We start from the raw sequence: 14,858 nt of genomic DNA, 5'->3' as shown, positions 1-14,858 counted from the left end.
GCCTCTAAATAAAAAAGATTATTACCTAAAACCTTATTTTCCCTTCTTATTTTTCTTTTATTCATAACTACTTCATCACACCAAAAAAATAATCACAATAAGATTTGCAACATGGGATACCGGAGAACTTTTTCAAATTGAACAAGCTATAGCCAAAAATTTTGAAAAATTATATCCTAATATTAAAGTACAAGTAGAAAGTTATGGCGATAATTTTGATCAAAAACTTGCAGCATCCTTTGGTGCTAAAAACCCACCAGATGTTATGTATATGTAGGACTTTCCGACTTATGCTGAATCTCTATTACCCTTGGATGATTTAATTAAAAACGAAAAAAACATAAATCTGAACGATTACTATCCTGCAGTCCTTAACTATTGTAAATACGAAAATAAATATTATGGTTTACCTGTAGGGTTCACAAGCCACGTAGTTTACTGGAATAAAGATTTATTCAAAAGAAATAATGTCCAACCCCCTTCTCCCAATTGGACATGGGATGAATTAATAGAGAAAGCTAAAAAAATAACCAATCCTTCGCAAAAAATCTACGGTTTTGCCTTTCCTATAAGTCCAGACCCTTATGATTTTGAACAATTCTTATGGAGTAATGGAGGAAGATATTGTAGTTTAGATGGAAAAGACATAGAAGGATATTTAAATAGCCAAGAAATGATAGAAATCTTAGCCCTATTTACCACAATGTTAAGAGAAGGTATTGCTGTTCTAACTGGCACTCAACAAATACAATCTGGTGGAGATTTATTCAAGGCAGGAAAAGTTGGTATGTTAGAAAGTGGTATTTGACGTCTACCCGAATTTCAAGAAGCAAAATTAAACTTTGGAGTTCATATTCTACCAGCCTTTAAAGGGAAAAAAGTAAAAAGTATATTAAATGTTTCTGCGATATCAATAGCAAAAGATTCTAAAAATATAAAAGAAGCATGGGAATTTGTCAAATATTACAGTTATAACAAAGATGCAATAAAAATGAGAAAAGGAGATTTACCCACAAGAAAAAGTGTCGCATCTGAAATGGGATTCTTAAAAGATCCATACTATCAGCCATTCTATAAAATGGTTGAAACCTCTAAAGACACTGTACCTTCATTCAATCTCAATAGAAATATGAGAAAAGTATATGATGAATTAGCAGTAACAATCGAAAAAATATTCAGTGAACAAGCCGATGAAAATAAAATTAAAGAATATTTAAATGAACTTGTTACTACATGTAAAAGATTTCTTAAGTAACTAAATATTAAGAAAAATGGGAGGAGATTTTGAAAGTCTCCTCCCATATCTCAGATAAAATGGAGGAAAAATAAAACCATGAAACACAAGAAGTATATTCCATATCTTTTTATCCTTCCCTGGCTAATAGGACTAATATTATTCACTTTAGGGCCGCTAATTTTCTCATGTATAATGAGTTTCTATGATTGGCCTATAGTAGGGAAAACCAATTTCATAGGCCTTAAAAACTATATAGATATGTTTCAAGATCCACTATTTTACAATGCTCTTAAAGCAACATTTAGATATGTCTTTCTTTATGTTCCTTTGAATACCATCTTTGCATTATTTTGTGCAATACTAATTAACCCAAAATTTAGACTTACATCTATGTTTAAAGTATTGCTTTTTCTTCCAACCATAGTTTCAGGAGTAGCTATAGCTATAGTATGGTCATGGATTTATGACAAAGAATATGGAATTTTAAATTATTTTCTATCTTTATTCGGAATAAGAGGAATAAATTGGCTTGGAGATAGAAAATGGAGTATTGTTTCTTTGGTTATAGCCAGTTTATGGACTATGGGTAATACAATGCTTATATTTCTGGCTGCTCTTAAAAATGTTCCAATAGAATTATATGAAGCAGCTTATATAGATGGGGCAAATAACTGGCAAAGATTTTTGAAAATCACTTTACCAATGATATCTCCTTCTATCCTTTTTAATTTAATAACGACCCTAATAAGCGCATTTCAAGTTCTAACATTAGCCCTATTGTTGACAGGTGGCGGTCCAGCAAGAAGCTCCTATGTATTTGCTATGTATGTATACCATAATGCTTTTAGATATTCCCAATTAGGATACGCTGCTGCTAATGCTTGGTTTATGTTTATTATAATCTTTATCTTTATTCTAACTATGATTTTATTTAAAACATCAAATTTATGGGTTTATTATGAGGCAGAATCATGAATAAAATAAAGGAGGTAATATTTTGAAAAGGTTTTTATTTAGTTCAGGTTATTATACATTGATGATACCACTATCAATATATTTTGTATTTCCTATCATTTGGATGATCATAAGCTCAGTAAAACCCTCAACCGAACTTTTCACCTATCCTCCTAAATTTATACTATCCTCTTGGCATTTAAAAAATTTTAAAGAAGCCTGGAATGCACAACCATTTAATTTATATCTCAAAAACTCTTTACTCATTGTTATTTTAAATACCTTAGGTCAAATATTTTCATGCACACTTGTTGCTTACGGTTTTGCTAGATACAAATTCAAAGGGAGAGAATTTCTTCTTACAATCCTATTAGCATCTATGATGATACCATGGGATGTCACAATAATTCCTCAATATGTACTTTTCAAAGCCCTAAAATGGATAGACACTCTTAAACCCTTTATCATACCAGCATGGTTTGGAGGCCCATTCTACATTTTTTCTTTTGAGATAATTTCTATTAACTATACCAAAAGAACTAGAAGAGGCTACCGCTATAGATGGTGCAAATCCATTACAGACATTTACTAAAATTTTCTTACCACTCATGAAGTCTGCTATAGCTATATTAGCCATTTTTAATTTTGTAACTTGTTGGAATGATTTTTAGGCCCTTTAATATTTATAAATAATCCTCAAAAATACACTCTTATGTTAGGTGTAGCACAGTTTAGAGGTTTACATCACATTGAAATAAACAAAATAATGGCAATAACAACAATTGTATCCTTACCACCATTGTTGTGTTATATTTTAGCACAAAAATACTTTACTGAGGGAATTGCAAGTGTAGGAATAAAGAGGTGATTTAATGATAATAAGTAAATATGAATTAAGTAACATACCATTTACAAGAAGAGGATCTTATTTAAGAATTTTAATTGACAAAGACAACAATATTTTAATCGGTCATCTAACAGGTGGAGATGATATCGAAAAAGAGATTATAAGAATAAATGTTAGTGAAAAGATAAAAGATATTGTTATGTTACCATATTTACTAAAGATAGAATACAAAGTTGGAGAAATACATTTTACTTTCAGCAACTCCAACATTTTAAAGATAAAAACTTATAAACTGCCTATTAAATCGGAATTTTTAACAAAAAGCTACGACTATGTTATTGAAAGAAGCAATTATTTAGTAGAGTTTAATTGTTCTCATAGGAATAATTTATTTCTGTTTATAAAAATTGAAGAAGGAGAATATAAACTAATAAATAAATGGGACGGATTAAGAACAGAATATTCCATCCTCTCTATTACACCTATCAGAGAATGTTGTGAATTAGCTGTTTTAGATTTAAAATGTGAAAATCCCCAATATTCTATACCTTCTTTCGCTGAGTCTGTAAATAAAACAAGAAAAGAATTTGAAGCTTTTTCTTCGAATTTTAAGATAGGTAATAACAATCCTCAAATAACCTTAGCAAAATATATTCTTTGGGCAAATACAGTATCACTTAGAGGATTAATAAAATATGAAGGATATTTCTCTTCAAAAAATAAGATGTCAAATATATGGAGTTGGGATGTATTGTTTACAATAATTCCAATTATAGAAAAATTTCCAGATTTAAGTTTTGATAACCTAAGAATCTTTTTCTCTATTCAGCGAGAAGATGGATTAATACCAGATTTTATAAATGACATATACTTTCATGAAAACTTCTGTAAACCCCCATTATTGGATATATTTTTAAATACTTCCTAAAAACAATCTCATAGCTTATATGAAGATTTAAAAGAATTCTATGAACCTCTTAAAAGTCGGGGATTTTGGTGGTTAAATCACAGAGATGATGATAAAGATTTTCTTATTCAATACAATCATGGGAATGAAAGCGGTTGGGACAATTCGACAGTTTTCAAAGAAACTATACCTATTGAATCTCCTGATTTAAACTCATATCTTATTGTTCTATTTGATCTTCTATCTGATATGGCTCAAAAATTAAAAAGATATAATGATTACGTAAATTTTAAAGAAATTTCAGAAAAGTTATTTGACAAATTAATAAAATTATGGAATCAAAATGAATTTATTGTTTTAGACCAGAAACACAATATTATAAATTGTAATAGCTTACAAAAATATATTCCTCTAATACTCACTAATAAACTTCCACTTAACATTATTGAAAAAATAACCATTAATATCCAGAAAAGATTCATTACCCAACATGGTCTTACCACAGAAGCAATAGATAGTCCAGATTTTGCCCCAAAAGGATACTGGAGAGGTCCTATTTGGGGGCCCACCACATTTCTACTTACTTCTTCATTAGATGATTTAAGCTTTAAAGAGTTTTTCTACAGATATTAAAACTAAATTCATAAAATTAGTTTTAAATAGCTATTTTAATGAAAATTTTGATCCAATAACAGGAGAAGGTCTATGTGATACTGCATTTAGTTGGATTAGTAGTATTTTCCTAAAATTCTTAGAAGAAATAGAAAAGGAGGGAATCTATGAAACTTTGGGAGAACTATAAAATTACTGGAATAAATGTTCTAAAACCAAGAGCATACTTTATACCTTTTACAGAATTAGAAAAAGCGAAAACTTATGAAAAAGGTTTAAGTATAGGATATAAACTCTTAAATGGAGTTTGGAAATTCATGTTTATTGAAGCTCCAGAATACTCACCTAATAATTTCTGGACAGAAGAATTTGATGACACAAACTGGGATGAAATAATTGTACCATCACCTTGGGAAACTCAAGGTTATGATAAACCATACCATACAGTTTTTCTTTACCTTTTCCCTATAAATCCACCTTATGTACCTACAAAAAATCCTTGTGGTATATATAGACGAAGATTTAATATCAACAAAAGTTGGTTGGAGAAAAGAATAATTTTAAGATTTCATGGAGTTTCTTCAGCTTTTAGTATTTGGCTAAATGGAAAAGAAATAGGATATAGCAAAGGGTCAAGATTAACTTCCGAATTTGATATAAGTCATGTTGTAAGAGAAAACAACAATCTAATTGTAGTTAGAGTTTATAAATGGTCAGATTCAAGTTACTTTGAAGATCAAGATATGTGGAAGCTCGGGGGAATTATAAGAGATGTAGAGTTAGTAGTTGAGACTAAGGATGGAATTTATGATTACTTTTTAATTCCAGATCTTGATGAAGATTATTCCAAAGGATCTTTGAAATTGAAAATCGAGTTTAATAAAACCTTAGAGAACTACAAATTAAAAACAATATTAATGGATGAGGAGGAAAAAATAATATCAGAAAATATATACGACTTCTCAAAAAACAACTCTTTAGAATTAACCATGGATAACCTTAAGATTAAAAAAAGGGCAGATGAAGAACCATACCTATATGATTTATTTATAATTTTAGAAAAAGATGGAAAAGTTATAGAAGTAATTCCCCAAAAAGTAGGATTTAGAAAAATAGAAATAAAAGGAAATACCTTTACTATGAATGGCAAAAAAGTTAAATTAAAAGGAATAAATAGACACGAATTTCATCCTAAATTAGGATACTACACTCCTAAAGAAGTAGTTGGAAAAGACATAAAAATCCTTAAGCAACACAATTTCAATGCTATAAGAACATCCCATTATCCAAATTCTCCATACTTTTATGACCTATGTGATAAGTATGGAATTTATGTTATTGCTGAATGTGATTTAGAAACTCATGGATTTGAGATAATAAACAAATATGATTTTATCAGCAACAATCCAGAATGGAGATTATCTTTTGAAAATAGAATTGAAAGAACATTACAAAGAGATAAGAATCACACATCCATAATAATATGGTCCTTAGGTAATGAATCTTCTTTTGGAGACAATTTTATTTATGCAGCCCAAAAGATAAAAAGTATTGATAAATCTCGCTTAATCCATTATGAGGGAGATAAGGATGCCAAAATTGTAGATATATATTCCACAATGTACACATGGATAGAATCAGAAAACTACAATAGATCTCTTAAAGAAATAATTGAAAACACTAAGAAACCCTATATTCTTTGCGAATATGCACATGCTATGGGTACTGGTCCTGGAAACCTAAAAGAATATGAAGAATTCATGGAAAATTATGATAATTTTCAGGGTGCATTTATTTGGGAATACTGCGATCATGGCCTATTAACAAAGAACAACGAAAATTTTATTTTCGGTGGAGATTTTCCCGAGGATTCAAATTTCTGTATTGATGGGCTTCTATTCCCTGACAGAAGTATTAAACCAGGACTCTTAGAAGCTAAGAATGTCTTTTCTCCAATCAAAATTAAACCTAAAGATATAAATAAAGGAGAATTTATAATAAAAAACTTATACTATTTTTCAGACCTATCAAATATTACTCTATCTATAGAGATTTTTAGTCTAAACAAGATCCTGTTTAGCAAAACCATAGATAGACTTAATATTAGTCCTCAAGAAGAAAAAAACATAGTGATAGATAATATTCCCCAAATACTTAAAAATTACAATGAAGAGATTTTTATAAATTTTGTCTTTCAACTAAAAGAAAATACATTTTGGGCAAGTAAAGGCCATGTTATCTCCTATTATCAATTTAAACTAAAAGAAAATAACAACACAAAACGCAAAATTATGACATCTAAAGGTTATTTTATGGAAGAAAATGAACAATATATTACAATAAAAGGAGACGATTTCAACATAAAATTCGATAAAGTAAATGCTAAATTAACTGATGGTTACAAAAATAGTTTCAAATTACTCTATAAGGGACCTTTTTTTAATTTATGGAGAGCTCCAATAGATAATGATAGAAATATAGTAAAAGATTATATCGAGAAATACAGACTATCATTTTTACAAGAGAGAATCGATAAAATAAATATTGTACCCCATAAAAGTTTTGTTGAAATTTACGTAACTGCCACTTATGGAACTTTAAATTCATCATGGTTATACATTTTAGAATATAAATATCTTATAATTCCGGATGGAAACATATATATAAAAGTAAGAGGAAATACAGAAGGTGACAAATATTTAGCACCTACAATGCTTCCTAAAATAGGTTTTAAATGGTACTTAGACAAAAAACTTGAAAAAGTTTTATGGTATGGTAGAGGTCCTGAAATAAATTATCCAGATATGAAAGAAAGCACCATAATAGGCATATACGAAAAAATATAAATGACTTAATAATAAAATATATTAAACCTCAAGACGCTGGGAATAGAGAAGAATGCAGATATGTAAGCCTAACAAATGAATTAGGATTTGGATTATTTGCTGGTTCAAAAAAAACTTTTAGCTTTAGTGCATATTGTTATGAGGATGAAGATTTACAAAAAACTAAATACTTTCATAAACTCCAAAAACGTAATTACATTATTTTCAATACCGATTATAAACAAAATGCTTTAGGCAGTAATTCTTGTGGTCAAAATCAACTCAAAAAGTATAGATGTCTATTTGAAAATTTTGAATTCAGTATATTGATATCCTTATTTAACAAGTATGAAATATTTGAAAAATCTAAATATCTTAATGATGCATTAATAGAAAATGAATGCTAAGGTGTTAGCAATTATATTATTATTCCTATCTTCAATAATATGGGGAGGGGATTTGTTGCAGTAAAAAATTGTACTCTCTATTTATCTTCTTCTTATATTATCTTTCTTAGATTCTCTATTGCATCTTCACTACTATTTTTCATTTATTACAAAAGATTAATAAAAACAGATCTTTTCTCAATTATTAAAGGGTTTATATTAGGAACCTTTTTATTATTAGCTTTTTGGCTACAAACAGAAGGTGTAAAATTCACAACTCCTGGAAGAAATGCTTTCTTCACAAGTACAAATATTATAATAGTCCCTTTTTTATATTGGCTCCTAAGTAATAAAAACCATCCCTAATCCATATTATAAGTACCTTTATTTCCCTATTAGGAATTCTTCTGCTCTTTTATAACGGTGAAAGATGGAATATAAATACAGGTGATATTCTCAGTCTATTTTGTGCCTTATTTTTCGCTTTACACATTATATACACTAAAAAATTTGTGAGTACCATAGATCCAATTTCTTTAACTTTCTACCAATTCTTATCTATATCATTATTATCTTTATTCACAATCTTATTGTACAAAGAATCATTAAACATAATGATAGATAAAACTTTTATAATATCTCTAACTTACATTTCACTATTAAGTACCTTTATAGCTTATATTTTTCAAACCCTATCTCAAAAATACTTACACCCTAGCGTTGTTTCAATAATACTTAGCACAAAATCAGTATTTGGTTATTTCTTCTCCTATATTATTTTAGGAGAAGAAATTAATGTAAATACCATATTAGGTAGATTGTTAATTTTTATAAGTGTAATAATTGCCTCATCAAAAGAGCCTTAGAGCTAATAGTATATCTCAACCAGTTTCTTTTTTAAAGCAGAATCATACCAAGCAGAAATCACCTTCATATCCTTTAACCCTTCAAATCCCGATGTTTTGGGATCTCTTTTATTCAAAATAGCATCCTCCATATCCTTTATTTCTGCCATATATTGATTCTCTCCATAAAAAGTATAAAATGTAAAGTTGTTTTCTTTTCTTAAAATAACTTTACCATCATATTCCTGATAAAGAGTATCTAACACATATAAAATTCCATCTCTACCCCTAATCTCAAAAGATACAGAAATAGAAGTATCATAACTTACATCCATAAGTACTAAAACTCCATCATCAAACTTTGCTACTGCTCCAGCATTTTGCTCCACTTCATACCCATAATTCTCATTAATCGCACATATCTCAACGATTTTATTATTAGGTCTAAAAAAATGTAAAGTGTTAATTACATGAACCCCAATATCCATAATAGCTCCTCCACCCGCAAGTTTAATATCATATCTCCACTTATCTCTATTTAAGTTAACAAAGGAAAAGCTTGCTTTTACTATCCCAAGTTTTCCTACAATATTACCTTCTAAAAGTTTTTTTGCACCTATATTATAAGGATTAAATCTACCCATGTTAGCTATTCCGAGAATTACTTTATTTTTTTCACAAGCTCTTATCATTTCCTCTGCTTCTTCCATATTCATAGCCATAGGTTTCTCACAAAGAACATGAATACCCTTCTCCGCACATTTTATTGTTTGTTCTTTATGAAATTTGTTAGGAGTGGCTACATATACCACGTCCACATCTTCTAAATCCTCAATTCTTTCATAAATTTTAGCCCCATATTTTTCTGCTAAATCACTTGCCTTTTCAGGATTTGTTGTAACTATCGCAGAAAGCTTAGCACCTATTACCTTTTCAAGAGCCGGGAGAAATCTATCCCTTACAATCTGTCCAATACCAATTACTGCCCATCTCATAACCTTCACCTCCTATATATGGAATTCTAAAATATCTTCATCTTTTACTTGATAATTTTTCTCCACAGGAATTCCCTTTACACTACCATCTTTTGTATAAAGTTTTGCATACTTTAAATTTCTTGCTATATCTTCATGAATTAATTCCGCCACATCAAGTACTTTTGATCCCTTCTTTAAAATATATGGATGTTCCAAATCTGGGGGATATCCGGGCTTTTTAGTATAGACTCTTACTACCTCTAGAGCATTAAATATCTCTATCCTTGCTTCTTCCATATTAATTCCTTTCTCAGCAGAGATTAAGCACAACTTTAAATCGTCCTTTAATATATCAACATCTTCTTTTAATTCAGAAGGATCTAATAGATCAATTTTATTTATCAAAATCATTCCTCTAACCTCTTTTATAGTTGAATAAGGATCTTTACTAGGATTCTCAGAGACCAATTTTATCTTTCTATTCTCCAGCATTTCTTTAATCTTAACATATTCCTCTAAAATAGACCCTTGATCTGGTGAGAGAAAAACTAAGGTTAAATCTGAATTTCTTACAAGATTATACATCCATGAATCTGAATTTTCCCAAAAGGGTGGAAGATCTATAAGCTGAATTTGTATGTTTTCAAAAGGTATCATACCTACTACAGGATAAATAGTAGAAAAGGGATAATCTGCCACAAAGCTTTGCACTCCTGTAAGAAGACTAAAAAACAAAGATTTTCCAGTATTAGGTGGACCTATTATAACAACCTGTCCTGCTCCTTCTTTTTCTATATAATCCCATGATCTACCACCACCTTTTTTTGACCTTTTTTCAGCTTCCTCCATAAGTTGAGAGAGTTTTCTTCTTAAATCTGCCTTCATTTTATCTGTACCTTTATGCTTTGGTAAAATAGCAAGCATCTCTTTAAGAGCCTGAATCTTATCTTCTATAGTTTTAGCTTCCCTAAATCTCTTTTCAGCCTCAAAATACTGCGGAGGAAGATTAGCAGGCACAAAAATCACACCCCTTTTGTTTATATTCTTAAAAAGATTATACATTAAAAACCTTCTTTTTTATTTATAATAATGTTATAATAGAAAAAATTCTAATTAATTCCTTTGATAAAAAAAACAACCGAATTAATTAGAAAATCTTTCTATAAGAAGGTGATTTTATCTTTAATATTTTTCTTCTTCCCTAAATTCTCCTATTTTTTAATAAAATTTAAACGGAGGTAACCAATTAGTGAAGAAAATTATAATATGGCCAATAATCCTTATTCTCAGTATCTTTCTCTCAGGATGTACTCCTCCATCCGAGAATTCTTCATTAGGAAGTTCAACTATTCAAGGAAATGTCTATTATTTTGATAAACCTGAGAATCAATCAAATAATATAAAAGTAAATCTAATACCACAAACAGAGGATTCACCCCTGAATATAAATAATACCTACGTAGTTACAGGAAATAATGGATCATATAAATTTCAAAATATACCAGCAGGTACTTACCTTATTTTAGCTCAAGATATAGATAGAAATTATCAACCAGCCAACGTAATAGTGGAAGTTGTTGACAATCAAACTATCACTGCTGAAACAATGATCTTAACCAAGGTTATAAAACATATAGTAATATTTAGAGAGACAGAAACAGGATGGTCAAACGCAGGAATTCCCTCCTCAGTAATAGGTAATATATTATCAACGGAAATTGGAATAACCGAAGGTACAAATCAAAATCAGTTTGAATATAGAAGTATAAGAGATCAAAATCCAAATTTAAACTTAAATATAGGAGATCTAATAATTATTGAAGGCGACCAGCCTCAAGACTTCTATGACTTCTATACAAACAATATAGAAACCTTTAATAATTTCATAGCAAATGGTGGTACAATTTTTTGGATAGCATGTGATAATGGTTGGGCTTATGGAAACTATACTTCTCATCTTCCTGGAGGTGTTACTTGGAGGGATGCATACGATTCATACAATAACATAGTATATTTTGAACATCCTATTACCAAAAATTTCCCAGAACAACTATACGGAAATTATGCAAGTCATGGTGGATTTGATAATTTAGACACTGCTAATATCGCTAACTTAATGGTCTATGTAAAAGAAAACACAGGAGATGGTATTAATACTTTACCTACCTTTATAGAATATAGATATAATAAAGGTAGAGTTTTAGCTACCACAGCACCCTTAGAGTGGTATGTAATGAATGGACCAACAGAAACCCCTGAAGGATTTAATACAACTTATAAAGACTTATTTAAACTAATGTTAGCAAGATCTTTAAGATATATTATGAATTTAAATGTAAGCCCTGATATCCATATCTCTGAAACTATAAACATTCAATTTCTTAAAGTAAAGGGAGTTTCCCATAAGTAAAGTATAAAACAATTAAAAGGGGGAGGGTACGTCTCCCCCTTAAATTCTAAAAACCAATAGTTACATAATAGTAGAAATTTCCAGATTCATTAGGATTAGGTTTTCCTTGCCACACTGGAAAAGCATATCCTATGTTCAAAGAAAAAGGAATTTCAGAAACAGTGGTAAATCCATATTTAATTTCAAAACCAAGACCTAACTTTAAATTATTCAATGAAATAACATTTATATTATCCCATATCCCACCAAATTCCAAGAAAGTATTGAAATCTAAATTCCTCAATATAAACAGGTTAAAGTATTTTTTCTCTAGATCCCTAAGTATAGGTAAATCCCAATTGGCCAAAATTCTTAATTTAAATTTTCCTAAATATTCATCTGTTAAAGATTTAAAATCAGAAAGAGATAACATCTCCTCATACTCTGGGTTCCCATTGATATAACCCACTATTCCATCCAAATTCAAATAACTCTGAGGAAAAACTAAAAAATTCTTATTAAAACCAGCTTGAACCCTACAAAAACTAAATCCAGTAGAAGAAAACGCCAATCTTAAATCAACATTACTTAAAAGGGCTCTTGAATAATAATCAGCAAATCTTTGAATCCCAAAATCAACATATAATTTATTATTAAGCATTTGATTGTATAACAAGGAAAAGTTTAAAACATAGGCTTTATCCCAATAATTTCCGCTTATACCAATATCAAATCTCCTCCATATATTTTTTGTATATGATACACCACCAGCTATCACATTAGGATCCATATACCATAACTGGAATAAAAAGGAATCATCTTTGGGAAGATTATAGATATAAGATAAACTAAATCCCTTGTAATCTTCTTCATAAAAACCTTCAAGAGATAGATTAAAATTTATAGGATCATAAAACTCTATTCGATATGAAGCATAACTTAGTTTTCCTGTAGAAAGATCTATTCTGACAGAAGGTATGGAATCGTAATAAAGCACATAAGAATCTAAAGGGTTTTTTCTTGTTGAAGTGTAGATTATTTTTCGAGGGTACCAATTATTAATTCTATTTGAATCTGGAATCTTTGAATCTGGATCTAAAACTGCATACTTAAATGAACCTTCTAACGGTACCTCTACAAAGCCTGCTTCACCATTATACTCAACTCTTACAACTCCGGAATATATATCCCTTGAATTTACACTTTTTTCTCCCACTACTTCCAATTGCAAAGGCATATTTATATTACCATTATTTTTGATATATATTCTTACAAAATTCTTACCATCTTTATTAATATTCTCTACTCTATATATCTCATAGTCTACCTTTCCTTTAGAGTAAAACCAATCCTTAAAAAACTTATCACAATCTAACCCAAACTTGTTTTTTAAGTAATTCTCTATTTCTGTCGTCTCCAAAATTTTGTACTTATAATCACTGTATAATTCCCTTATTATTCCATCAAATTTTTCCTCTCCTACTTCAAAAGCTAAAGCCCTTAAAGCAAGATAACTCTTATTATATACCTTAGTACTATAACCATTTAAATAACTATTCCAATAATCTTTAACTATCTCTTCATCCCATCCATCTTTCAAATACATTAAATATGGAAGTTCTGAATTCCACTCTCTTAAATTAAGATCTCCAAAAACGTAATCTTTTAGGAGCTGTAAAAAGTAATCATCTCCTAAATCAGGAAATAGATTTCCACCCTTTGCCCCATACTTCCTTTCAAAATATGTGATAGAAAGATATTCAGCAAACCCTTCTGATATCCAATTTTCTTGATTTAAATCCATACCTACACCTATTCCCCACCAAAGATGGGCAAACTCATGAGCAATTAAATATTCTAAAAGTCTATCCCAAAGGTAAGGAGTAATAAGATCTGCTGAATAAAAAGCTGTATTGCCTAAAACCACAAAACCATCAGCAGCCATTCCCCAAAAACCCTTTATTTGTCCTTCAACTATATTAATCCTCCTATGTTTAGAACTTCCATAAACCTTAGAATAATAATCATAAACTTCTCTCGCAAAAGACGCTAAAATTCTTGCTCTATATTCTCTTCCAGGATAAAAATATACGTATATTTCAGGGAATTTTTCATCTGCCAACCTATATACCTGATAATCTAAACTTATTGCAATTGGTAAAGATCTTCTTGGAATATCATTTACCCCAATTACCCTTTTCCAGTCTCCTTCTATCTCTTCTCTTACTTCATCCATACCTACCGCTACTTTATATTCTTTAGGTACTAAAAGCTCAAGATAAAAATTGCTTGAAACAAGCCTACCTCCCTTATTCCACTCATTATTTACATAAGGAAGCTCATATGGAAACCATCCAAATCTCCATACAAAAGCATTTTTACAAAATGCCATATCCCCTGTGTAGGATTCTGGAAACTTGGTAGAAAAATATATAACTAAACCCAATGATTCTCCAGGAGTAAGTTTCTTAGGAAGTATTACCTTCAAATAGTTATCCCTTAAAGAATAATTTTGATAAAAAACCTTCCCATCTTCTAAAATATAATCCATATCCTTTCCAAAAAGATCTGTGACCCTTGATATATTTGTATAACCTGGATCAAATCCTTTTACATAATTTGAATCCTGTAATAGTGGGTGAAGATACGGATTTCTTTCCTTAAGAAGATTTGCAGGAAGATAAAAGTAAATCTCTGAAATCTCTTTCCCAGTATTATTTACATAATTTACTTCAACCTTCCCACTTATGATTTTTTCCTTAGGAGAAAGTTGAGCATACACTTTATAGCTGGACACATCAGCAAGAGACACGCCCAAAAGGTAAGAGATAACAATTAGGAAAAGCATTAAATATTTTTTCATCATACTTTAACCCCCT

General features: G+C 29.8%; 9 protein-coding genes and 4 pseudogenes. 10 read left to right on the top strand and 3 right to left on the bottom strand.

Annotated elements, in window-relative coordinates; genetic code table 11:
* Nucleotides 1–88 precede the first annotated feature (88 nt).
* From ACY3JO_RS03570 to ACY3JO_RS03530, 9 genes and pseudogenes are all read left to right on the top strand, one after another.
* Nucleotides 89–907: pseudogene (locus ACY3JO_RS03570) on the top strand (ABC transporter substrate-binding protein); the annotation flags it as partial.
* 84 nt (nucleotides 908–991) lie between these two features.
* Nucleotides 992–1,255 (top strand): hypothetical protein, encoded by a 264-nt coding sequence (locus tag ACY3JO_RS03565; RefSeq protein WP_463085685.1) that lies wholly within the window; start codon nucleotides 992–994, stop codon nucleotides 1,253–1,255.
* Between the two features lie 78 nt (nucleotides 1,256–1,333).
* A complete protein-coding gene (locus ACY3JO_RS03560) occupies nucleotides 1,334–2,212 on the top strand; it encodes a carbohydrate ABC transporter permease (RefSeq protein WP_463085443.1) in 879 nt (292 codons plus the stop codon).
* 61 nt (nucleotides 2,213–2,273) lie between these two features.
* A pseudogene (locus ACY3JO_RS03555) lies at nucleotides 2,274–3,059 on the top strand (carbohydrate ABC transporter permease).
* Nucleotides 3,060–3,063: 4 nt separating this feature from the next.
* Complete coding sequence (locus ACY3JO_RS03550) at nucleotides 3,064–3,966, top strand: hypothetical protein (protein WP_463085442.1); 903 nt, start codon at nucleotides 3,064–3,066, stop codon at nucleotides 3,964–3,966.
* Between the two features lie 36 nt (nucleotides 3,967–4,002).
* A pseudogene (locus ACY3JO_RS03545) lies at nucleotides 4,003–4,578 on the top strand (MGH1-like glycoside hydrolase domain-containing protein); the annotation flags it as partial.
* Nucleotides 4,579–4,724: 146 nt separating this feature from the next.
* Nucleotides 4,725–7,789, top strand: a pseudogene (locus ACY3JO_RS03540) (glycoside hydrolase family 2 TIM barrel-domain containing protein).
* A gap of 39 nt (nucleotides 7,790–7,828) precedes the next feature.
* A complete protein-coding gene (locus ACY3JO_RS03535) occupies nucleotides 7,829–8,134 on the top strand; it encodes an EamA family transporter (protein ID WP_463085441.1) in 306 nt (101 codons plus the stop codon).
* Nucleotides 8,134–8,634, top strand: a complete 501-nt coding sequence (locus ACY3JO_RS03530; RefSeq protein WP_463085643.1) for a DMT family transporter — start codon at nucleotides 8,134–8,136, stop codon at nucleotides 8,632–8,634. The genes ACY3JO_RS03535 and ACY3JO_RS03530 overlap by 1 nt, the downstream gene beginning before the upstream one ends.
* Nucleotides 8,635–8,636: 2 nt before the next feature.
* Here ACY3JO_RS03530 and ACY3JO_RS03525 read toward each other — a convergent pair whose 3' ends face one another.
* Both ACY3JO_RS03525 and ACY3JO_RS03520 read right to left on the bottom strand, forming a co-directional pair.
* Nucleotides 8,637–9,608: a Gfo/Idh/MocA family protein gene (locus tag ACY3JO_RS03525; protein ID WP_463085440.1), complete on the bottom strand. Its 972-nt coding sequence runs from the start codon at nucleotides 9,606–9,608 to the stop codon at nucleotides 8,637–8,639.
* A gap of 12 nt (nucleotides 9,609–9,620) precedes the next feature.
* Nucleotides 9,621–10,607, bottom strand: coding sequence for a GTPase (locus ACY3JO_RS03520; RefSeq protein WP_463085439.1), 987 nt, complete (start codon nucleotides 10,605–10,607; stop codon nucleotides 9,621–9,623).
* A gap of 232 nt (nucleotides 10,608–10,839) precedes the next feature.
* On the opposite strand from ACY3JO_RS03520, the gene ACY3JO_RS03515 reads away from it, so the two are divergent.
* Nucleotides 10,840–12,000: a beta-sandwich domain-containing protein gene (locus tag ACY3JO_RS03515; protein WP_463085438.1), complete on the top strand. Its 1,161-nt coding sequence runs from the start codon at nucleotides 10,840–10,842 to the stop codon at nucleotides 11,998–12,000.
* 46 nt (nucleotides 12,001–12,046) lie between these two features.
* Here ACY3JO_RS03515 and ACY3JO_RS03510 read toward each other — a convergent pair whose 3' ends face one another.
* Nucleotides 12,047–14,845: a M1 family aminopeptidase gene (locus ACY3JO_RS03510; protein ID WP_463085437.1), complete on the bottom strand. Its 2,799-nt coding sequence runs from the start codon at nucleotides 14,843–14,845 to the stop codon at nucleotides 12,047–12,049.
* Nucleotides 14,846–14,858 lie beyond the last annotated feature (13 nt).

The sequence above is a fragment of the Dictyoglomus sp. LHC4 genome, from assembly GCF_055181355.1.
Note: the sequence above shows the minus strand (reverse complement) of the source record. Positions and strands in the feature narration are given on the sequence as shown.

What these genes read in the sequence shown, in the direction of transcription:
- ACY3JO_RS03565 (WP_463085685.1), top strand. Translation starts at nt 992, where the DNA reads ATGAGAAAAGGAGATTTACCCACAAGAAAAAGTGTCGCATCTGAAATG.
- ACY3JO_RS03560 (WP_463085443.1), top strand. Translation starts at nt 1,334, where the DNA reads ATGAAACACAAGAAGTATATTCCATATCTTTTTATCCTTCCCTGGCTA.
- ACY3JO_RS03550 (WP_463085442.1), top strand. Translation starts at nt 3,064, where the DNA reads ATGATAATAAGTAAATATGAATTAAGTAACATACCATTTACAAGAAGA.
- ACY3JO_RS03535 (WP_463085441.1), top strand. Translation starts at nt 7,829, where the DNA reads ATGGGGAGGGGATTTGTTGCAGTAAAAAATTGTACTCTCTATTTATCT.
- ACY3JO_RS03525 (WP_463085440.1), bottom strand. Translation starts at nt 9,608, where the DNA reads ATGAGATGGGCAGTAATTGGTATTGGACAGATTGTAAGGGATAGATTT.
- ACY3JO_RS03510 (WP_463085437.1), bottom strand. Translation starts at nt 14,845, where the DNA reads ATGATGAAAAAATATTTAATGCTTTTCCTAATTGTTATCTCTTACCTT.